Here is a 19,034-nt window from a genome sequence, read left to right on the forward strand (position 1 = left end):
ATCAGGCTCCTCGGCCGTACTCGGCGATCACGCCATCAACTACGGGCATTGCCGCTTCGAAGGCGATCACAGCGGACTCCAGGTCGTACTGGTATTGCGCCAGCAACTCGGCCGTCGAGTCTGCCCGCGAACGCGCGAGCCGCTTGGCGGCCATCAGGAGATCAACCGCGTAGCTCGGAATCGGATTTGGCTTCACGCAGTCTCGGAACATCTCGAAGAGACTAGCCTCGGGCGATCCCGGCTGGAATGGATTGACCTTGGCCCCCCGAGCCTTTCGCGCTTCCTTGGCGAGCATCGCGAGCCCCATTTCAGGCGAGAGCTCGTGAAACTCCTTGCGTTTCCGAACGTCGCAAAGGGAAAGCAAACCCTTCGGGCGCCGGCCAGGGGACTGCCGAACCCGTTTGGTCACTGCCGTAGGCAGCGTGATGACGCTGGATTGGCTTCGTACGGTGCTGCAGGCATGCTGAGCACGGGCGGAGGCATTACCCATGACGCACCCCTTCTGCGATTTCACGGAGTTCAAGCACGGCATGCTCGGCGTTGGTACCGCCGTTCTCCACCAAGTACTCAGCCAGTTCAATCAGGTCGCGCAAAGCGAATATACGTGCCGCTTCCGGCGTCTTCGTGTCGACATTCAGACGGGCGATCGAGCCAACCACCGCGCCGAGACTTTTCAGGAAGAAATGGGCGACCTCGACTTCGTCTGCGCCTTGGTGGGCAATGGCCGAGACTTGCTCCGGAACTGTCTGGGTCTGAGCGCTGGGCTTACGCATGACTCACCTCCACGGCGATGATCACCACGCCGACGATGGCGTCAGCAACGCCCTGCGCGAACGCTTCGTCAAACGCTTGGCGGCGCTCGATCAGGTCGTTGAAGCCCACGCCACAGGCGTGCGTGGAAAAGCGGTAGTCGCGCCATGTTGCAAGCGACATGACCGGGTTTTCCAGCCACAGTGCGGCTGCATCACGGCCGGCTGCGACAGACAAGGGGTAGCTGGTTTGCTCAGGACGAGCGAGGGCTTTAGGCATGGAGGCCTCCAACGTTAAGAGTGGAGCCCGCCGCTCATCGCCAAATGAGGGAGGCGGGCACATGCAGGGTTGGCGAACCGGAACGTTGGCACCGGCCAGCCCGAAGGCTGCCCCGCAAGGCCCGCCATGGATAGACGTGCGCAAGCGCAACGGACGAAAAAATACCGCCAAGATCGGCGGTTCGTCCGCCAACATTATCAGGTCGCCAAACCCGGTGACTGTTGTTTCAGCCACGGAAGAAGTATACGCGCCGCTGTTTACGGGACGCAAGGGCTTTTTGCTGAAGCTCATCAGGACGCCCCCGTCGGGTCCGCCGCCTGGCTAGCGAGCAGGAGACCCTGCGCCACTTCGACTACGTGGCCAGGCTTGAGCATCACGCCTTTGGAGCTGGGCACATATTCGCCGTCTTCAGCAACGAACCAAACCCGAAGGTCAACATACGTTAGGCCCTTGTATTCCTTGACGTGAATGCGCAGGCGCTCCCGGGCATTCTTCTGAAGGTCCAGAAACTTGGGTGGGATAGAGGCGGCCATTGTCATACCGCCTCCGGTGCCCGATAGCCAGCCGGATCCGCCAGCCAACGATGCAGCTCACGGTTCGGCCATGCTGCACAGCGTTGCGAGAGGTGAATCCGCTTTGGAAAACGACCGGCTTTCTCGCGCAGGCGCACCGCCTCACGACTGAGGGGTACGAATGCCTTGAGATCTTTCCAGCGTGTGAACCCGTCGGCTGGCAGTGCCTCCGGGCTGGGAAGAGATACGGCACCGACGGGATGCCCGGTTGCTGCTTTGGTCGCCATGAGTCAAACCTCGCGGAAGGTCGTTGAACATGGCAGTAGCTTGCGTGGACTCTGAAATTTTGAAACGGGAAGAAATCTATCGATTCCTGCTCGAAATCTTCCCGGGGATTTTCAGATACTGGCGGATCGTGTCTCTTGTCAGAGGCTCTGGCAGGTCTAGCGTGGCGGAGACAAGCAGCGCCACAGTATCGTCCAAAGGTTGACCGTATATGCGCCTCATCACGCTGGACAAACTCCGAATCAGGAACGGCTGTAGCCCACCGTCTGGCCTCCCGGGCTGCGGGATTTCGGGCTGCTCCTGGGCTAGATTGGTTAGTCCATCTCGGTAAAAGGTCAGCAGTTCTGGCATCCCCGTTACGGATATTTCGTCATGAAGCCACTCGTATTTTTCGGAGACTGGCCATTGCCCCCAAGGCTTGAGGCTGTGAGGCGAGTCGTCCATGAACTCCGTATGCAGAGGTTCAAAGATGGTCCGATTAAATGCCCAAGAAGGATCGCGGGCTTCACGACCACTGATCACCTCTCCGCTGTCCGAACGCATCCTTAGGTTTTGGCTGACCAAGTACTCAATCAGCGCACCCTCAAAAAAGTACTGAGCCTCGCTGTCCGATTCGACTGCCTTGAGCAGATCGTCGACAGCCTTTGCGACACGAAGAAGCGATTTCTTGCGTTGAGCAGGAAGTCTCTTGGGAATCTGAGCAAATCGCCCCAGCGTGAACGAAATTTGATCGCAGATGGTGAATGCTGGATCTTCACAGCCTTGGGCCGGCATGGTTGAGATTGTCCGCCAAACCTTCTGCATTTCATTGCTATAGGTACACAGACGCACGAGGCACGCAATCTCAGCCTTTGCATACGTGTGCTGCTCCGCATGGTACCTCTGGAGCTCCACATAGATTGACGGGGTGTCGTCATCGAACGTGTCAGCATTTCTCCTCGCTCTACGCGCACCACTCAGGGTCGAAAGTGCCGAGATGAAACTCAGCCTAACCCCTGCAGGCGCCCATTTCGGCAGATGCCGTTCAGCTATCCTGCGATAGCGTCTGTACTGCCGGGATATAGCAGAAGCGAGTCCCATATCGTCAGGGCACGACTCTTCAGCATTGCTCGATTGCGATGGCTCCATGTCTACAAACCCCTCACATGCTCGCCGGCATCGGAATCACCTTGGCCCCGGCCTTAATCTCGTCCAAGTAATCCGCCCAAGCCTGCATCATCTGCTTGCGTACAGCGAGGAAGGCCACCCGGTCATAGGCTTGGCCGTTTGGATCCTTCTTCCGGTGCGCTAGCTGTAGCTCGATCACCTCCGCCTCGAAGCCCAGCACCTCGCGCAGGATGGTGCGCGCAATGGGGCGCACTCCATGGCCGGTGAACTCCTTCTGCGTGTCGATGCCCATGCGCTTCAGCGCTGCGTTGATGGCGACTTCCGACATGGGTTTAGCCTTGTCCCGGGCTCCAGGGAATAGGTAGCGCCCGTGGCCGGTCAGCGCGTGCAGGTCGCGCAGGATTGCGACGGCCTGGGTGGCAAGCGGCACGATGTGGGGCACGTCTCGCTTGGACGACACGAAACGCCATTCACCAGCATCGAGGTCAACATCCACCCATTCCGCCTGACGAAGCTCACCAGGCCGAACGAAAAGCATCGGGGCCAGCAAGAGCGCGCACTTCACGACAAACGTGCCGGTAAAGCCGTCAAACATCCGCAGCAACCCGGCCACTTCCTTAGGATCGGTCGGCGCGGCGTAGTGCTTCCCCTTGGCCGGCGGCAAGGCTCCCCGCAGATCGCCGGACGGATCGCGCTCTGCCCGCCCGGTGGCGACGGCGTAGCGAAAGATCTGGCCGCAGGTCTGCAGCACGCGGTGTGCAGTATCCAGGGCGCCGCGAGACTCGACGCGGCGACACACGGTCAGCAGATCGGGCGCCTTCAACTCGGCAATCGGCCGGCCACCAAGCCAGGGAAACACATCGTTCTCCAGGCGGGCCAGTACCTTCTTGGAGTTGCTATCGGACCAGCCCGGCGCGTACTTTCCGTGCCACTCCCGGGCCACGGCCTCGAAGCTGTTTGCCGCCCGCTCGACCGTCGCCACTTTCTGCACCTTGCGCTCAACTGAAGGGTCAATGCCTTCGCCGAGCAGCCGCTTGGCCTCCTCGCGCCGGTCTCGTGCCTCTTTCAGGCCAACGTCCGGGTAGACGCCAAGGGCCAGCAGCTTCTCCTTGCCGGCAAACCGGTACTTCAGCCGCCAGTAGCGCTGCCCGGCAGGCGTGATGTGGAGAAACAGGCCGCCGCCGTCGAACAGCTTGATCGGCTTGTCGGCAGGCTTGGTGTTGCGGATTGCTGTGTCGGTTAGAGGCATGACGTCTCCGCGTGGGCTACCGTGCGAGTCGCGTCAAGAAAAGCGCGAAGGTCTGCTGTCTCGGCTGGCGAAAGAGAGAAGTGCCTGCCCCCGAGACGGACAGCTAGCGCCCCATCATTGCCAAGCATGAAACGCGTTGCAGCTGCTTGCTGTGCCCGCTCGCCTTCGCTCGCGGCACGCTCCAGCTTGCGATGTTCGCTAGGGCTGATTCCCTCGGCCAACATCCGCCTGGCGGCATCACGGCGCTCCCTAGCTTCTTCCAAGCTGGTTGCGGGGTAGACGCCACATGACATGGTGTTCTGCCTTCCAGCCCATCGGAAACGGAAGCGCCAGTAACGCGCGCCGTTCGGCAAGATCAGCAGATATAGGCCTTTGCTGTCCGTTGCCTTGTAGGGAGAAGCTCTTGGCGTTAAAGCCTCTATTGCCGCAGGGTTCAGGGCCATGTGGGGGTATGTATGTCCGTGAAGAGCCTCTTGAGAGGATCCATACCCCCAAAAATACCCCCACACATCCCCTGCTGCCAATGGGCAAACATGGGCATTGCGGGCAACAAAAAACCCGCGAAGCCTTGAGCTATCGCGGGTTTCTTGGCATTGCTGGGCAATGCTTGCTGCTAATTTGGTGGGTGGTACAGGGATTGAACCTGTGACCCCTGCCGTGTGAAGGCAGTGCTCTACCGCTGAGCTAACCACCCGAATGCGGTGAAAGCGAGATTATGGCGAAAAGGTGCAGCCGTGTAAATACCCTGACCGCACATTTTTTTGATCAGGCAGCCGGCTGCGCAGATTCCACGGGTTCACGCGTCCAGACGGTCTTGCCGCCGCTGGCCTTGTCGATTTCCTTCAGCACGCCGGCGTGCGCTTCGGCCTCCGCTTCGGTTGCCAGCAGCACGGGCAATTGCAGCGCGCTCAGGTCGACGGCAACGGCTTCGGCCGATGCGCCCTCGCCCGACTCCAGCATGTCGATCACCAGCGTGTTCTGGCCGCGCGTCATGGCCAGGTAGACCTCGGCCAGCAGTTCCGCATCGAGCAATGCGCCGTGCAGCGTACGGTGCGCGTTGCTGATGCCTAGGCGGTCGCACAGCGCATCCAGGGAATTGCGCTTGCCAGGGAACATCTGGCGCGCCTCGCGCAGCGTGTCGATGTGGCCCGACAGGTGCTCGCGGAATGGCGGCAGGCCCAGGCGCTGGAATTCCATGTCCAGGAAGCCCAAGTCGAACGCGGCGTTGTGAATGATCGCCTCGGCGCCCTGCACGTAGTCGCGGATCTCGTTGACGATCTCGGCGAACTTCGGCTTGTCAGCCACGAACTCGTTGGTGATGCCGTGCACAGCCATCGCGCCCGCGTCGATCTCACGCTCGGGGTTGATGTAGAAGTGCAGGTTCCGGCCGGTCAGGCGGCGGTTGACCATCTCCACGCAGCCGATTTCGATCACGCGGTCGCCGGTGGCGGCATTCAGGCCGGTGGTTTCGGTATCGAGAATGATCTGTCGCATCGCGCGCTCCCCTACTCTGACTGGATTACTTGAAGACGACGGTCTTGTGGCCGTTGAGCAGGATGCGGTGTTCCGCATGCCACTTCACGGCGCGGGCCAGCGCCACGCACTCCACGTCGCGGCCGACGGCGGTGAGCTGCTCCGGGTCCATGCTGTGGTCCACGCGCTCGATTTCCTGTTCGATGATCGGGCCTTCGTCCAGGTCGGCCGTCACGTAATGGGCCGTTGCGCCGATCAGCTTCACGCCGCGCTCATGCGCCTGGTAATACGGCTTGGCACCCTTGAAGCTCGGCAGGAACGAGTGGTGAATGTTGATGGCGCGGCCTTCGAGCTTGCGGCACAGGTCGTCGGAAAGAATCTGCATATAGCGCGCGAGCACGACCAGGTCGATCTGCTGCTCCTGCGCGATTTCCCAGATGCGGGCTTCCTGCTGGGCCTTCTGCGCGTCCGTCGCCTGCAGCAAGGGCAGGTGCATGAACGGCACGTCGTACGACGCCGCCAGTTGGTAGAAATCGCGGTGGTTCGAGACGATGGCCGCAATCTCGATCGGAAGTTGGCCGGCGCGGGCACGGAACAGCAGGTCGTTCAGGCAGTGGCCGATCTTCGAGACGAGAATCATCACGCGCGGCTTGGCTGCGGCGTCGAACATGCCCCACTGCATGGAGAAACGTTCGCCGATGGGCGCAAAGCAGTCGCGCAGCGTAGCGAGATCAAGCGGTTGCCCCTGCGGCACAAAATGCACGCGCATGAAGAAACGGCCGGTGAATTCGTCGCCGAACTGGTCCGAATCGAGAATGTTGCAGCCTTGCTCAAACAGCAGGCCCGACACCGCGTGGACGATGCCAGGCTGGTCCGGGCACGACAGGGTAAGGATGAAACCGGAGTGACTCATGAAGCGTTTTATATAGTGTTGCCGGGCGCAAACCCCTGTGGTGCAAGGGCCGAACTCAGGCGCGCCAAGGCGTCGAGTGTAACGAGCGTGGCGTCGACCGTCATCGCGAAGTCCGCCATGATATCAAGCGCTGTGTCGGGACTGGCGCGCAGGTGACCGGCGACCTCCCCGTCCTGATTGACGGGGATGAAGCTGTCCGGCAGCGTCAGGTCGAAGGTGAACAGCGTTTCGCACTGGATGCCCTCGGGCACTTCGCGCAGCACATCCAGCGTGCCGCGCGGCACCAGTTGCGCTACGAGATCGGCGCCGATGCCCGCCTCTTCCCAGCATTCCTTCTCCAGCGCACCACGTGCATCGAAGTCATGGCCGATACCGCCGGCGACGAGGTTGTCCCACATGCCGGGGTCGATCGGTTTAGTTTCGGCGCGGCGGGCCAGCCAGAGCACCGGCCCGGCGTTGTCCGCGCCGGCAATCAGGCCGTTCATGTGTGCAGCATAGGTGCGAATGCCGAAAAATCGCGCGGCGGCGCGTTCGATCAGCGCCAGCGTGGGCGTGCCCCAGCCGGTGTTGACGGCGAAACGCTCGTCGCGCCAGCCCCGCACGTGGCCTTCTTCGGCCAGGCGCATGATGACTTCGGCCAGTGCCGCGGTGCGTTGCGCCTCGGTGGCGACGGTTTCCCGCAGATCGACCCGCTGCGTCGACACATCGAACCAGTGCGGCCAGCGCGCAAGCAACAATGCGCGCTCTCGACTCAACCAGCCGACACGTTGCCCCGCAACAATCCACGGGATCAGCGCATCGGCATCGAACGCCTGCCGGGCGGCCAGCCCGTCCCGAATGCGCTGAATGCGCGGTTCCGTCATGTCGGCACCCCACAATGTCGGGCGTGCATTGTGCTTTCCGTGCAGCACGGGTCGCGCGATAATGCGCCGTTAATACAAGCCGTCATCAGACTGGAGAAACAAGGATGGATGAAATCGACGAGCTGTCGGATCTGCCGACCCCTCGCTTTATTTGGGGCTTCGCCATTGCCGTCACACCGTCCGGCGAAGTGTCGCACGATGAATTCGAATATCTGACGCACACCCGCACACCGCGCTTCACCTGCCGCGTGGTCGAACTCGAAGACGCGCCCGCCGAGCCCGAGGACGAAGGCGACATCGACGGCCGCATCGTCCACTTCGACAATCCGAAGCGGATGTTCTACATCACCGATCTGGGCCTGGCCCTAATGAATTTCACCCTGTTCGACAAGGTGGATAACAAGGCGAAGCTGAAGGACGCCTGCGATCAAGCCATCGCGGACTGGCTCACCCGCCGCGAGTTTCTCGACTCCGAACCGGACGACGACGAGGACGATTGAGCCTCATCGCTTGATCGCGCGAGATCATTCAGCCCTGACCGGCAGCGCCGTCTTCGGCAAAGCGCAGGTCGGCCAGGCGCACATCGGTGTAGGAACGCCCGGCATCGAGCAAGGCCGAAACCTGCGCCTTCACCCGCTCCTTCTGGGCGCGCAACGCACGTGGCGGCACGGTCGAATCCTGACCGGTGTGGTGCAGATACAGCATCTTGTAGGTGAGTTGGCTCACCATCCACTGCCGCAGCACGCGGCGCCGGCCGGCATGGTCGGCCTCGAATCCATCGAGTTGTCCGAGCAGCACAGAAAACGCCCGCGCGAGGCTCGCCGGCTCCGCGGTCTCGCCGGCGATGCAACGTTCGGCCAGGGCCCGCGCCTCCGCGGGTGACATGGTGTGGTCCGTTTCGACGAAGCGCTCGGTGGCAGGGTCTGGCCGCGGCATCGGTGGCCGATTTGCCAGCCGCGCCGACACCGCAGACAGCGCTTCCTGCGCACGGCGCATGGACGCTTCCAGCGATTGCGCATCGCCCGGCTCCACGCCGATAGTGGTCGGCATATCGCTGGATTCTCCGTCGCGTTTGTTGACGTCCATCGCTCCCTCCGGTGATCGTCCGCGACCAGATGCCGCCGGACGAGAACGGAATTGTAGAACGCGGCGCACATTTCGCGACAAATCGACACCGACGTTCCACATTACGAAGTGCGCGCAAACGATAACGTGGGGTCACAAAACCACGGTGCATTGTTGGCCGAAGTCAACGCGGCGCAGCGCGGCCCCGGGTAAAATGGCGGTTTGCGCCAACAGCGCATGCACTCAATTGCTGACCGCCCTGTGCGGCAAGGAAATCGCCTTGATCAAGTGGATTATCGTGGCCCTCTATCTGGGCTCCATTCTGTACGTGCACTTTCGCGGCAAGGTGCGCCTGAAGTTCTGGCGCCAGATGTTCGACCACTCGGCCGTGGTCGCGCCGGTCAACTGCTTCATGTACGCCTTTTCGGGCGTGCCGCAGACGCCGTATGTGCCGGTCGAGCGCTTTCCGGATCTGGAAAAACTGCAGGCCGCGTGGCCGCAGATTCGCGACGAAGGCCTGGCGCTCATCAACCTGCGCAAGATCAAAGCCGCCGAAAAGAACGACGATGCCGGCTTCAACTCGTTCTTCAAAAATGGCTGGAAGCGTTTCTATCTGAAGTGGTATGAAGCGCATCACCCCTCTGCCGAACAGCTCTGCCCGCAGACCGTCGCGCTGCTGCGCGATCTGCCCAGCGTGAAGGCGGCGATGTTTGCCGAGCTGCCGCCGGGCGGCAAGCTGAACCCGCACCGTGATCCGTTTGCCGGCTCGCTGCGCTATCACCTGGGCCTGGCCACGCCCAACGATGACCGATGCTTCATCGAAGTCGACGGCCAGCGCCACAGCTGGCGTGACGGCCAGGGCGTGGTCTTTGACGAGACCTATCTGCACTGGGCAGAAAACGCCTCCGACAAGGACCGCCTGATCCTCTTCTGCGATATCGAACGCCCGATGAAGTTCGGCTGGGCGCAGCGCATCAATAAATGGCTGGGCCGCAAGGTCATGACCGCCGCCAGCTCGCCCAACGATGAGGGCGACCAGACCGGCGGCATCAACAAGCTGTTCCGCTATGTGTGGGTGATGGGCCAGTACCGCCGTCGCTTCAAGGCGTGGAACCGCAAGGTCTACTACGTGGTGAAGTTCGGCCTGATCATTGGCGTGGCGGCGTTGATCATCTGGATCTGACCGCTGATCCTGCCCGTCTCCTGCATTGCACAAAGAACCGGCCTGAAGCGCCGGTTTTTTGTTGCGCATGAAAAAGCTACCCGCATTGCAGTCGGCTTGCGTTTTTACAAAGCTGTGAAGCAAAAGCGCCACATGGGGCACAAATCTCGCCTAATGTCAGGAATTGAGCGCTCCGGCGCTTATGCGATATGGCGGGCACGCCGCTTGCTTTTCCTTGGCTGACACCCATGCTGATTGCACGGGACCGAGTCAGAGCGGGGACGCGTGTGCCTGTGTCCCTCGTCAACAACAAAGACAGTGAGATCGATCGCCATGAAAAAGAACCTCATTAGCCGCCAGACCATCGTCACCCGCGCCGCCGCGCTTGCTGCTGTCGCACTGCTCGGTACCCAGCTCGCCGCGTGTACCACGACCAGCCCGAATGCGCAGGGCTCCGACGTGATGTCGTCCACCAACAAGCACGCCACCACCAACTCGCAAGCCGATTCCGTGCTGTCGCGCCTGTACACCACGGCCAGCGGTTCGCGTGAGCTGGTGGCACGCGCCAAGGGCGTCCTGGTGTTCCCGTCGGTGCTGAACGCCGGCTTCGTGGTAGGCGGCCAGTACGGCGAAGGCGTGCTGCGCACCGGCGGCGGCCGTCCGCTGGGCTACTACAACATCGCCTCGGCGTCGGTAGGCTTCCAGGCCGGCGCGCAGTCGCGTGCGCTGATCATCCTGTTCATGACGGACGAAGCGCTGCAGAAATTCCAGGCGAGCCAAGGCTGGACAGCCGGCGTGGATGCCACCGTGGCCCTGGCAAAGATCGGCGTGAACGGCGCGGTCGATACCAACACCGCGCAGCAACCGATCATCGGCTTCAACCTGACCAACGCAGGTCTGATGGCCGGCGCGTCGATCGAAGGCACGAAGATCACGAAGCAGAACAACTGATCTGCACTTCGCGCAACGCGCCAATGCCGCCGTCTCGTACGGCGGTTTTTTTTGGGCAGAACCCGGCAGGAAGCGGTGCGGCAAGTTTGCAGTCCTGGGGAAATGCAAAAGTCGCTGACACGCGCCGGCTGTGTCGCAGGACTGGAATCAGCCGGCACGATTGACCTCGGTGGGTTGGACATTCGCTACGGCCCCAACCTGCGCAAAGGACCGAACGATGTCGAGTCGACGGTGATCGGCCCGAACGGCACGTTCGTCAGATAAAGTGTGGGCGCTGCTGCGCGGGCCTGCCTGGGCAGTTGCTGTACCGCAAGACATAGCGGTTGCCAGCGCAAAACGCATGAGTACATAAGAAAATACTATTTGGAATTCGCATATTGCCTCTACCAGGATGCATGAACCACATGCATGACTGGGATCAAACAGGCGGATGGAACTCCGACAACTCGAAGCCTTTGCCGCGGTCATGTCGACCGGCAGTGTCACTGCGGCGGGCAAGCTGCTGGGACGCTCGCAGCCCGCCATCAGCCGGCTCATCCAGGATCTGGAAGCCGAGATCGGCTACGCCCTGTTCACACGCGCGGGGCCGCGCGTCTCGCCCACCGAGCAGGGTTTCCTGCTGTACGAAGACGTTGAGCACACGCTGATCAGCTTACGTCAGATCCGCACCCGTGCCGAAGAAATCGCGCGCGGCGAGGCACGCCCGCTGCGCCTGGCAGCCACGTCCGCATTGGCGGCCGGCTTGCTGCCCGCTGCCTTGGCCGATGAACCGGGGCTCGGGCAGCACATCCAGATTCGCAGCGCCTCGCCCGAGCAGGTTGTGCATGCCGTACTCACCGGCGCTGCCGACCTTGGCCTCAGCAGCCTGCCGCTGGAGCATCGCGGCGTAACCGTGCATTGGATCGGCGAAGCCGCGTGCGTGGCTGCCGTGCAGACACACGACCCGCTGGCCGCCGGCAAGCGCGTGGCATTGGCCGATTGCGCCGGACAGCGCATCATCACGATGCACAACCCGTATCGCCTGCGCCGCCGTCTGGACCAGGCGCTGGCGAAGGCCGGCGTAGAGCCCACCGCCCTCATCGAGACCAACGCCTCGCTGAATGCGCTGACCGCCGTGCGCGCGGGCCTGGGCGTCGCGTTGCTGGAGCCTGTGACGGCATACGGCGTGCCGATCGACGGCGTGACCGTGCGCCCGATCGACGCCGACATCCCCTTCTTCTTTGGCGTGATCACCCCCGAGGCCAGGCGGCCGTCGGCGGCGGTGACCTCATTGACCGACGCCCTCGCGCGCGCGGCGCAGCGTCTGCTGCCGGACTGCAAGCTGCACGATCCGGCACGCCATGCCAGCATGCTGCAGGTGCTGTATGGCGAATCCATCAACGAAACCGAAGGCGCGTCCGCATGACCGCTGCACAAGAAGACAATGCGCTGCAAGTGACCGGGCTCGCAGCGCTCGAAGCGCGTTTGCACCAGGACCTCTCCTGGCTCGAACTCCCCGCAAAAAACTGGACGCTGCCCCACACGTTAGAAGGGCAACCCGTACTGGACGTGGCCGTCATCGGGGGCGGCATGGCAGGCCTGGCTGCCTCGGCATCGCTCAAGCATCTCGGTATCGGCGTGGTGGTGTTCGACCGCTCGCCCGCCGGCTTCGAAGGCCCGTGGGCGACGACGGCGCGCATGGAAACGCTGCGTTCGCCAAAGCAGTTGACCGGCCCTGCGCTTGGCCTGCCGACCTTGACGTTTCGCGCATGGTTTGAAGCGCAGTTCGGCACCGATGCGTGGGAGGTGCTCGACAAGATCCCGCGCCTGCAATGGATGGACTACCTGCGCTGGTACCGCCGCGTCCTGCAGCTCGACGTGCGCAACGAACACCACGTGAAGGCGATCCACCCGCGCGTGGATGGCGCCGTTGAATTGCTGATCGACGCGCCGGGTCAACCGACGCAGCGCGTGTTTGCGCGCCGCGTGGTGCTGGCCACCGGCCGGGACGGGCTTGGCGGCCCATCCGTGCCGGACTTTGCGCGCCGGCTGCCGCGCCGCTGGTGGGCGCATTCGTCTGACGAGATGGATTACGGCACGCTGGCGGGCAAGCGCGTAGGCGTGATCGGCGCAGGCGCATCCGCGATGGATTCGGCCGCAACGGCGCTGGAAGCCGGTGCCGCCAGCGTCGACATGCTGATCCGTCGCCCCGACCTGCCGCGCGTGAACAAGGGCAAGGGGGCCGGCAGCCCGGGGCTCGTGCACGGCCACCTGTATCTGCCCGACGCATGGAAATGGCGCATCCGCCATTACATCAATGTCGAGCAGGTGCCCCCGCCGCGCGGCAGCACGCTGCGTGTGTCGCGGCATCCGAATGCGCGCTTCAACCTGGGCTGCGGCATCCTGGGCGTCGACGAGCACGACGGCGTGCTGCACGTGGCCACAACCAAGGGCGTATTCCAGTTGGACTTCCTGATCTTCTCGACGGGCTTTCGCACGGACTGGGCCTCGCGCCCGGAGTTCAGCGCACTGGCACCGCACATTCGCCAATGGCGCGACCGCTACACACCGCGCCCCGGCGAGGAAGATGCAGAACTCGCCGATTCACCCGACCTCGGGCACGCGTTCGAATTTCGCGAGAAAACGCCCGGCACGCTGCCTGGCCTGTCGCGCGTGCATTGCTTCTGCTATCCCGCGTCCGTCACGCACGGCAGCGTCTCGGGCGACATCCCGGCCATCAGCGAAGGTGCGAAGCGGCTGGCGCAGGGCATCGCCGGGTTGCTGTACCAGGAAGACATCGACGCGCACTACGCCGCCATCCAGGCCTACGCCGAGCCGGAAATCTTTGGCGATGAATGGACGCCCGCCCCGCCGCCCGGCGTGGAAGCAAATGCTACTTCCGGCCAGGAGGCTGCGCGATGACAGGTTGGTTACTCCGCCGCATCGGCCAGGCGCTGCTGGTCGTGCTGGTGATGACGGTGATCGTCTTCATCGGCTTGCACGCCATCGGCAACCCGGTCGACATTCTGATCGGCCAGGACGTAGACCAGATCGACCGCGCCCGCATCATTGCCGAGCTGGGTCTCGACAAGCCGCTGTGGGAGCAGTACCTCGCCTTCCTGAACGGCGCGCTGCACGGCAATCTGGGCAAGAGCTTCGTCTACAACGAACCGGCCATCCAGCTGATCCTGCAACGCCTGCCGGCCACGCTGGAGCTGGCGTTTTCTGCGCTGATCATCGCGGTGGTGATCGGCGTGCCGCTTGGGCTGTTCGCGGGGCTGTATCCGCGCCATCCGGTATCGCGCCTGCTGATGACGGGCAGCGTGGTGGGCTTTTCGCTGCCGACGTTCTGGGTGGGGCTGATGCTGATCATGGCGTTCAGCGTGAGCCTCGGCTGGCTGCCCGCGAGCGGGCGCGGCGAAACGGCGCGCCTGTTCGGCATCGAATGGTCGTGGCTGACGGTCGATGGGCTGCGGCACCTCGTGCTGCCGGCGGTCAACCTGTCGCTGTTCAAGCTCTCGCTGGTGCTGCGGCTGACTTCTGCCGGCGTGCGCGAGGTGCTGCCGCTGGATTTCGTGAAGTTCGCGCGTGCCAAGGGCCTGTCACCGCTGCGCGTGGTGCTGGCGCACGTGCTGCGCAACACGCTGATCCCGCTGGTGACGGTGCTGGGCCTGGAGCTGGGCTCGACCATCGCCTTTGCGGTGGTGACGGAAAGCATCTTTGCGTGGCCCGGCGCGGGCAAGCTCATTCTGGATAGCATCAACTCGCTGGACCGGCCGGTCATCGTGTCGTACCTCATCGTCGTGGTGTGCCTGTTCGTGTCGCTCAACCTGATCGTCGACATCCTGTATCGGCTGCTGGACCCGCGCGTGCGTGCGGCGGACAGCGCGGAGGCTGCATGATGAATACAACTCCGCAACCCACCACCGCAGCGACGGTGGTCGCCCCGCGCAAGCAATCGCCGTGGCGGCGTGTGGTGTCCGATTTTCTGGCATCCAAGACCGCCGTCTTTGGGCTCGCCGTGGTCGTGATCCTGATGCTGGCCGCGCTGGCCGCACCGTGGATCACGCCGCAGAACCCATACGACCTGATGCAGCTCGACGTGCTGGACTCGCGTCTGCCACCGGGTTCGCCGAATGGCTTGGGGACGTTCACGTACTGGCTCGGGACGGATGGCCAGGGGCGTGACCTCTACTCCGGCATCCTCTATGGCTTGCGCATCAGCCTGGGCGTGGGGATCGGTTCGGCGGCCGTAGCGGCGGTGATCGGCACGCTGCTCGGGCTGATCGCGGCGTATGCCGGTGGCCGCGTCGACAGCATCATCATGCGCACGGTCGACCTGCTGCTGTCGTTCCCGTCGGTGCTGGTGGCGATGATGATCCTCGCCTATCTCGGCAAGAGCATCACCAATGTCGTGTTGACGCTCGTACTGCTGGAGTGGGCGTATTACGCGCGCACGGTGCGCGGCCAGGCCCTCGTCGAGCGTCGGCGCGAATACGTGGAAGCCGCACGCTCGCTCGCCCTGCCCGGCTGGCGCATTGCGCTCAGGCACATCCTGCCGAACTGCCTGCCGCCGCTGATCGTCGTGGGCACGCTGCAGGTCGCGCGCGCGATCACGCTGGAGGCAACGCTGTCCTTCCTGGGCCTGGGCGTGCCGATTACCGAGCCGTCTCTGGGCCTGCTGATTTCCAACGGATACCAATACATGCTTTCAGGCCAGTACTGGATCAGTTTCTATCCGGGCATCGCGCTGTTGCTGGCGCTGGTGGCTATCAACCTGGTGGGCGACCGCCTGCGGGAAGTGCTGAACCCGAGGACGCAGCGATGATGGCGCCCACCAACGCGACCACCCTCGAAGTCCGCAACCTGCGCACGCATTTCTTCACGCGTGAAGGCGTGCTGCCGGCGGTGGACGATGTGTCGTTCTCGCTCGCGCGCGGGCGCATCCTCGGGCTGGTCGGCGAGTCCGGCTCAGGCAAGTCCGTCACCGGTTTCTCCATCATGGGTCTGGTGGACCCGCCCGGCCGCGTGGTCGGCGGCGAGATTCTCTACCAGGGCCGCGACCTCACCAAGCTCGCCCCGCGCGAATTGCGCAAGCTGCAGGGCAATCGCATCGCCATGGTCTTCCAGGACCCGATGATGACGCTCAACCCCGTGCTGCGCATCGATGCCCAGATGATCGAGGCCGTGCGCGCGCACAGCAGCATGAGCCACAAGCAGGCGTGGGACCATGCACGCGACACGCTCGGCCTGATGGGCATTCCGAGTCCCGAAGAGCGGCTGCGGGCGTATCCGCATCAGCTTTCCGGCGGGATGCGCCAGCGCGTGGCGATTGCCATTGCGATGCTGCATCGGCCCGACCTGATCATTGCCGACGAACCGACCACGGCGCTGGACGTGACCATCCAGGCGCAGATCCTGTCGGAAGTGCAGAAGCTCGCGCGCATGCACGGCACGGCGCTGATCTGGATCACGCACGACCTGTCTGTCGTGGCCGGCCTGGCTGACGAGGTGGCTGTGATGTACGCCGGGCGCATCGTCGAACACGGTCCCGTCGATGCCGTGCTCGATGCCCCGCTGCACCCCTACACCATGGGCCTGATCGACAGCCTGCCCAGCGAGAACCGCCGCGGCCAGCGCCTGCGCCAGATTCCCGGGATGACGCCGAACCTGCTGTCGCTGCCGGCAGGCTGCGCGTTTGCAGCACGCTGCCCGCGCGCCACCGAGGTCTGCGGCGTCGCGCCGGAAATCACGCAACCGCTGCCGGGGCGCCTCGTCCGCTGCTTCCATCCCGGCGCGCAGCACGCGTCCTCGCGGGAGGTCGCGTGAGCACGCCGCTCGTTGAACTCAAGCAGGTCAGCAAACGCTTTGGCGATCGCAAGGTCGGTGCGGGTGATCGCGTCTTGCAACGCTTTGGCCTGGCGCATCCGCCTGCAATCGTTCGTGCTGTTGATGGCGTCGACCTTGCGATCCAACCAGGTGAAGTTGTCGGCCTCGTCGGCGAATCGGGCTGCGGCAAATCCACCCTCGGCCGCATTGCTGCGGGCCTGATGCCGCCCTCGGCCGGCGAGGTGCGCGTGGACGGCAAGGCTATCGACATGCTCACGGCAGACGAAGCCCGCGCGGCCCGCCTGAAGATCCAGATGATCTTCCAGGACCCATACGCCAGCCTCAACCCCCGCCTGCGCGTGGAAGAAATCGTTGGCGAAGCGGCGCGCGTGCATGGCCTGACCGACCGCGCCAACTTTGCCGATTATGTGGCCGCGCAGATGCAACGCGCCGGCCTGGACCCAGCCCTGCGCGACCGCTACCCGCATCAGTTCAGCGGCGGCCAGCGCCAGCGCATCGGCATTGCGCGTGCGCTGGCGGTGCAGCCTTCGATGCTGGTTTGCGACGAAGCGGTGGCAGCGTTGGACGTGTCGATCCAGGCGCAGATCCTGAACCTGTTCATGGATCTGCGCGAGCAGCTCAACCTGACCTACCTGTTCATCAGCCACGACCTGGGCGTGGTGGAACACCTGTCCGACCGGGTGGTGATCATGTACCTCGGCCGCGTGGTGGAATCGGCTCCGGCGGAGGAAGTCTTCCGCCGCCCGAACCATCCTTACACGCAGACCTTGCTGGCGGAGATTCCGCGCCTGTCGGCCCGTCACAAGACGTTCACCGCCATTCAGGGCGAGATGCCGAGCCCGCTGCATCCGCCAACGGGCTGCCATTTCCACCCGCGCTGCCCGCACGCCATGCCCCGCTGCAAGACCGAGACGCCGACGCTGCGCGGCATTGCGGTCAACCACATCAGCGCGTGCCACCTGAACGACGCTACCTGAACGACATTCAATAAGCCAACGATTCCAAAAACAGGAAAAAGGGAACCCACGTGAAACGCCTCCTTGCCTCGTCGCTTGCTGTTGCACTGTTTGCAGCTGCCGGCGCTGTCAGCGCGCAAACCCTGAACATCGCCTTTGCCGATCCGCTCTCATCGCTCGACCCGCAGTTGAACAACCACGCTGGCGACCGCTCAGTCGACGTGCACTTCTGGGATTTGCTGGTCGAGAACAAGTGGAACAAGCTGCAGCCCGGCCTGGCCTTGTCATGGAGGACGCTGGATCCGAAGACGTGGGAATTCAAGCTGCGCCCGAACGTGAAATGGCACGACGGCCAGCCGTTCACGGCGGATGACGTCATCTTCTCGTACCAGCGCGCGCGCAGCGTGCCGGGCAGCGTGGCAACGTTCGCGGGCTATCTGCGCACCGTGGAGTCCGTCACGGCCAAAGACCCGCTCACGCTCATCATCAAGACGACCATCCCGAGCCCGGACTTGCCGCTGAACCTGGCATCCGTACACATCGTCAGCAAGCACGTGGGTGAGAAGTCTTCCACCGAGGATTACAACGCCGGCCGTGCCGTGGTGGGTACGGGCCCCTACAAGTTCGTCTCGTATGTGCCCGGCGATCGCGTGGTGATGGCGCGCAACGACAACTACTGGGGCGACAAGCAGCTCTGGGAGAAGGTCAACTACCGCTACATCAACAACGCTGCCGCTCGCACGGCCAACCTGCTTTCAGGCGAAGTCGATGTCATCGACAAGGTGTCGGTGTCTGACCTGGCGCGCCTGCGTCAGTCGCCCAACGTGAAGGTGTTCGCCTATCCGGGCCTGCGCGTGATGCTGCTGCAACCAAGCTTCCGCAAGGGGCCGAACGACTACATCACCGGCAACGACGGCAAGCCGCTGCCGAACAATCCGCTGCTGGATGTGCGCGTACGCCGCGCTCTGTCGCTCGCGATCGACCGGAAAGCGATCGTCGACCGCATCCTGCAGGGCGCCGCCACCGTCGCCAACCAATGGATGCCGTCCGACACGTACGGCTACAACCCCGATGTGAAGGACATCGCTTACGACCCCGCGCAGGCCAAGAAGCTGCTGGCTGACGCTGGCTTTCCGCAGGGCTTCAACCTGGTGATCCACGTGCCGAACGACCGCTATCCGCAAGGCCCGGAAACGGCGCAGGCGGTGGCGCAGTTCTGGACGCGCATCGGCGTGAAGGCGCGCGTGGAAGTGGTGCCCTGGTCGGTCTACTCTGGCCGCGCCAACAAGAATGAATATGCGATGAGCATGCTGGCGTGGGGCAACGGCACGGGCGAAGCAAGCTACGCGCTGGTCAACGTGCTGGCCACCGTCGATACCAAGAAGGGCTTGGGCGCATCCAACTGGGGCCATTACAGCAACGCGGCTGTCGACAACGCACTGAACGCCTCCACCGAGGAATTCAACGTGGAAAAGCGCGCGGCCATTCTTCGCCATTCGGTCAAGCTGGTCTCGGATGACGTGGGCGTGATGCCGCTGTACCACTACCAGAACGTGTGGGCCGCCAAGAAGGGCCTGAAGGTGACGCCGATGACGAGCGATCGCACAGCAGCCCAAATGGTCACCAAGGACGGCAAGTAA

23 protein-coding genes and 1 tRNA gene are annotated in these 19,034 nt (G+C 63.4%); 11 read left to right on the forward strand and 13 right to left on the reverse strand.

What is annotated here, in order from left to right; genetic code table 11:
• Window position 1: 1 nt before the first annotated feature.
• The 12 genes from RP6297_RS08670 to RP6297_RS08730 form a co-directional block, all read right to left on the reverse strand.
• On the reverse strand, window positions 2-490 hold the full coding sequence (locus RP6297_RS08670) for a hypothetical protein (RefSeq protein ID WP_223293224.1): 489 nt from the start codon (window positions 488-490) through the stop codon (window positions 2-4).
• Window positions 483-773 carry a hypothetical protein gene (locus tag RP6297_RS08675; RefSeq protein WP_009240933.1) on the reverse strand — a complete coding sequence of 97 codons (291 nt, stop codon included), beginning with the start codon at window positions 771-773 and terminating at the stop codon, window positions 483-485. Before RP6297_RS08675 ends, RP6297_RS08670 begins: the two co-directional genes overlap by 8 nt.
• Window positions 766-1,029, reverse strand: a complete 264-nt coding sequence (locus RP6297_RS08680) for a hypothetical protein (protein WP_009240934.1) — start codon at window positions 1,027-1,029, stop codon at window positions 766-768. Before RP6297_RS08680 ends, RP6297_RS08675 begins: the two co-directional genes overlap by 8 nt.
• Window positions 1,030-1,319: 290 nt before the next feature.
• Entirely contained in the window at window positions 1,320-1,568 is a 249-nt protein-coding gene (locus RP6297_RS08690; RefSeq protein WP_009240936.1) for a transcriptional coactivator p15/PC4 family protein, read from the reverse strand.
• A complete protein-coding gene (locus RP6297_RS08695; RefSeq protein WP_009240937.1) occupies window positions 1,565-1,828 on the reverse strand; it encodes a helix-turn-helix transcriptional regulator in 264 nt (87 codons plus the stop codon). Before RP6297_RS08695 ends, RP6297_RS08690 begins: the two co-directional genes overlap by 4 nt.
• Window positions 1,829-1,904: 76 nt before the next feature.
• Window positions 1,905-2,600 carry a hypothetical protein gene (locus RP6297_RS08700; protein ID WP_009277571.1) on the reverse strand — a complete coding sequence of 232 codons (696 nt, stop codon included), beginning with the start codon at window positions 2,598-2,600 and terminating at the stop codon, window positions 1,905-1,907.
• Between the two features lie 367 nt (window positions 2,601-2,967).
• Window positions 2,968-4,182, reverse strand: coding sequence for a tyrosine-type recombinase/integrase (locus RP6297_RS08705; protein WP_009240939.1), 1,215 nt, complete (start codon window positions 4,180-4,182; stop codon window positions 2,968-2,970).
• Window positions 4,173-4,625, reverse strand: coding sequence for an Arm DNA-binding domain-containing protein (locus tag RP6297_RS22810; protein WP_037028522.1), 453 nt, complete (start codon window positions 4,623-4,625; stop codon window positions 4,173-4,175). Before RP6297_RS22810 ends, RP6297_RS08705 begins: the two co-directional genes overlap by 10 nt.
• Window positions 4,626-4,801: 176 nt before the next feature.
• Window positions 4,802-4,876, reverse strand: a tRNA-Val gene (locus RP6297_RS08715).
• 71 nt (window positions 4,877-4,947) lie between these two features.
• Window positions 4,948-5,676: a DNA polymerase III subunit epsilon gene (dnaQ, locus tag RP6297_RS08720; RefSeq protein WP_009240940.1), complete on the reverse strand. Its 729-nt coding sequence runs from the start codon at window positions 5,674-5,676 to the stop codon at window positions 4,948-4,950.
• A gap of 25 nt (window positions 5,677-5,701) precedes the next feature.
• Window positions 5,702-6,568: a formyltetrahydrofolate deformylase gene (gene purU, locus RP6297_RS08725; RefSeq protein ID WP_009240941.1), complete on the reverse strand. Its 867-nt coding sequence runs from the start codon at window positions 6,566-6,568 to the stop codon at window positions 5,702-5,704.
• Between the two features lie 8 nt (window positions 6,569-6,576).
• The gene (locus RP6297_RS08730) at window positions 6,577-7,431 is read right to left on the reverse strand and encodes an NUDIX hydrolase (RefSeq protein ID WP_009240942.1); all 855 of its coding nucleotides are present in this window, start codon (window positions 7,429-7,431) and stop codon (window positions 6,577-6,579) included.
• A 104-nt stretch (window positions 7,432-7,535) separates the two neighbouring features.
• On the opposite strand from RP6297_RS08730, the gene RP6297_RS08735 reads away from it, so the two are divergent.
• The gene (locus RP6297_RS08735) at window positions 7,536-7,931 is read left to right on the forward strand and encodes a hypothetical protein (RefSeq protein ID WP_009240943.1); all 396 of its coding nucleotides are present in this window, start codon (window positions 7,536-7,538) and stop codon (window positions 7,929-7,931) included.
• Between the two features lie 28 nt (window positions 7,932-7,959).
• Here the strand turns inward: RP6297_RS08735 and RP6297_RS08740 are convergent, their stop codons facing one another.
• Window positions 7,960-8,517: a hypothetical protein gene (locus tag RP6297_RS08740; protein ID WP_009240944.1), complete on the reverse strand. Its 558-nt coding sequence runs from the start codon at window positions 8,515-8,517 to the stop codon at window positions 7,960-7,962.
• A 259-nt stretch (window positions 8,518-8,776) separates the two neighbouring features.
• On the opposite strand from RP6297_RS08740, the gene lpxO reads away from it, so the two are divergent.
• The 10 genes from lpxO to RP6297_RS08790 all read left to right on the forward strand — a co-directional run bounded on the left by lpxO (window position 8,777) and on the right by RP6297_RS08790 (window position 19,034).
• On the forward strand, window positions 8,777-9,679 hold the full coding sequence (gene lpxO, locus RP6297_RS08745) for a lipid A hydroxylase LpxO (RefSeq protein ID WP_009277570.1): 903 nt from the start codon (window positions 8,777-8,779) through the stop codon (window positions 9,677-9,679).
• 312 nt (window positions 9,680-9,991) lie between these two features.
• Complete coding sequence (locus RP6297_RS08750; protein WP_009240946.1) at window positions 9,992-10,609, forward strand: BPSL1445 family SYLF domain-containing lipoprotein; 618 nt, start codon at window positions 9,992-9,994, stop codon at window positions 10,607-10,609.
• 102 nt (window positions 10,610-10,711) lie between these two features.
• Window positions 10,712-10,873, forward strand: coding sequence for an amino acid transporter (locus tag RP6297_RS08755; RefSeq protein WP_009240947.1), 162 nt, complete (start codon window positions 10,712-10,714; stop codon window positions 10,871-10,873).
• Between the two features lie 166 nt (window positions 10,874-11,039).
• Entirely contained in the window at window positions 11,040-12,014 is a 975-nt protein-coding gene (locus tag RP6297_RS08760) for a LysR family transcriptional regulator (protein WP_009240948.1), read from the forward strand.
• On the forward strand, window positions 12,011-13,510 hold the full coding sequence (locus RP6297_RS08765) for an NAD(P)-binding domain-containing protein (protein ID WP_009240949.1): 1,500 nt from the start codon (window positions 12,011-12,013) through the stop codon (window positions 13,508-13,510). Before RP6297_RS08760 ends, RP6297_RS08765 begins: the two co-directional genes overlap by 4 nt.
• Window positions 13,507-14,490 (forward strand): ABC transporter permease, encoded by a 984-nt coding sequence (locus RP6297_RS08770; protein ID WP_009240950.1) that lies wholly within the window; start codon window positions 13,507-13,509, stop codon window positions 14,488-14,490. Before RP6297_RS08765 ends, RP6297_RS08770 begins: the two co-directional genes overlap by 4 nt.
• Window positions 14,487-15,416 (forward strand): ABC transporter permease, encoded by a 930-nt coding sequence (locus RP6297_RS08775; protein WP_009240951.1) that lies wholly within the window; start codon window positions 14,487-14,489, stop codon window positions 15,414-15,416. The genes RP6297_RS08770 and RP6297_RS08775 overlap by 4 nt, the downstream gene beginning before the upstream one ends.
• Window positions 15,413-16,417: an ABC transporter ATP-binding protein gene (locus RP6297_RS08780; RefSeq protein ID WP_009240952.1), complete on the forward strand. Its 1,005-nt coding sequence runs from the start codon at window positions 15,413-15,415 to the stop codon at window positions 16,415-16,417. The genes RP6297_RS08775 and RP6297_RS08780 overlap by 4 nt, the downstream gene beginning before the upstream one ends.
• Window positions 16,414-17,415, forward strand: a complete 1,002-nt coding sequence (locus tag RP6297_RS08785; protein ID WP_009240953.1) for an ABC transporter ATP-binding protein — start codon at window positions 16,414-16,416, stop codon at window positions 17,413-17,415. Before RP6297_RS08780 ends, RP6297_RS08785 begins: the two co-directional genes overlap by 4 nt.
• 50 nt (window positions 17,416-17,465) lie before the next feature.
• Window positions 17,466-19,034 (forward strand): ABC transporter substrate-binding protein, encoded by a 1,569-nt coding sequence (locus RP6297_RS08790; RefSeq protein WP_009240954.1) that lies wholly within the window; start codon window positions 17,466-17,468, stop codon window positions 19,032-19,034.

Origin of the sequence: Ralstonia pickettii, from assembly GCF_016466415.2 — a bacterium.
GTDB classification, from domain to species: Bacteria; Pseudomonadota; Gammaproteobacteria; order Burkholderiales; family Burkholderiaceae; genus Ralstonia; species Ralstonia pickettii.

What these genes read in the sequence shown, in the direction of transcription:
- RP6297_RS08675 (WP_009240933.1), bottom strand. Translation starts at nt 773, where the DNA reads ATGCGTAAGCCCAGCGCTCAGACCCAGACAGTTCCGGAGCAAGTCTCG.
- RP6297_RS08775 (WP_009240951.1), top strand. Translation starts at nt 14,487, where the DNA reads ATGATGAATACAACTCCGCAACCCACCACCGCAGCGACGGTGGTCGCC.
- RP6297_RS08740 (WP_009240944.1), bottom strand. Translation starts at nt 8,517, where the DNA reads ATGGACGTCAACAAACGCGACGGAGAATCCAGCGATATGCCGACCACT.
- RP6297_RS08770 (WP_009240950.1), top strand. Translation starts at nt 13,507, where the DNA reads ATGACAGGTTGGTTACTCCGCCGCATCGGCCAGGCGCTGCTGGTCGTG.
- RP6297_RS08735 (WP_009240943.1), top strand. Translation starts at nt 7,536, where the DNA reads ATGGATGAAATCGACGAGCTGTCGGATCTGCCGACCCCTCGCTTTATT.
- RP6297_RS08760 (WP_009240948.1), top strand. Translation starts at nt 11,040, where the DNA reads ATGGAACTCCGACAACTCGAAGCCTTTGCCGCGGTCATGTCGACCGGC.
- RP6297_RS08780 (WP_009240952.1), top strand. Translation starts at nt 15,413, where the DNA reads ATGATGGCGCCCACCAACGCGACCACCCTCGAAGTCCGCAACCTGCGC.
- RP6297_RS08765 (WP_009240949.1), top strand. Translation starts at nt 12,011, where the DNA reads ATGACCGCTGCACAAGAAGACAATGCGCTGCAAGTGACCGGGCTCGCA.
- RP6297_RS08690 (WP_009240936.1), bottom strand. Translation starts at nt 1,568, where the DNA reads ATGACAATGGCCGCCTCTATCCCACCCAAGTTTCTGGACCTTCAGAAG.
- RP6297_RS08755 (WP_009240947.1), top strand. Translation starts at nt 10,712, where the DNA reads ATGCAAAAGTCGCTGACACGCGCCGGCTGTGTCGCAGGACTGGAATCA.
- RP6297_RS08750 (WP_009240946.1), top strand. Translation starts at nt 9,992, where the DNA reads ATGAAAAAGAACCTCATTAGCCGCCAGACCATCGTCACCCGCGCCGCC.
- RP6297_RS08705 (WP_009240939.1), bottom strand. Translation starts at nt 4,182, where the DNA reads ATGCCTCTAACCGACACAGCAATCCGCAACACCAAGCCTGCCGACAAG.
- RP6297_RS08700 (WP_009277571.1), bottom strand. Translation starts at nt 2,600, where the DNA reads ATGCCGGCCCAAGGCTGTGAAGATCCAGCATTCACCATCTGCGATCAA.
- RP6297_RS08670 (WP_223293224.1), bottom strand. Translation starts at nt 490, where the DNA reads ATGGGTAATGCCTCCGCCCGTGCTCAGCATGCCTGCAGCACCGTACGA.
- purU (WP_009240941.1), bottom strand. Translation starts at nt 6,568, where the DNA reads ATGAGTCACTCCGGTTTCATCCTTACCCTGTCGTGCCCGGACCAGCCT.
- RP6297_RS22810 (WP_037028522.1), bottom strand. Translation starts at nt 4,625, where the DNA reads ATGGCCCTGAACCCTGCGGCAATAGAGGCTTTAACGCCAAGAGCTTCT.
- dnaQ (WP_009240940.1), bottom strand. Translation starts at nt 5,676, where the DNA reads ATGCGACAGATCATTCTCGATACCGAAACCACCGGCCTGAATGCCGCC.
- RP6297_RS08680 (WP_009240934.1), bottom strand. Translation starts at nt 1,029, where the DNA reads ATGCCTAAAGCCCTCGCTCGTCCTGAGCAAACCAGCTACCCCTTGTCT.
- RP6297_RS08730 (WP_009240942.1), bottom strand. Translation starts at nt 7,431, where the DNA reads ATGACGGAACCGCGCATTCAGCGCATTCGGGACGGGCTGGCCGCCCGG.
- RP6297_RS08695 (WP_009240937.1), bottom strand. Translation starts at nt 1,828, where the DNA reads ATGGCGACCAAAGCAGCAACCGGGCATCCCGTCGGTGCCGTATCTCTT.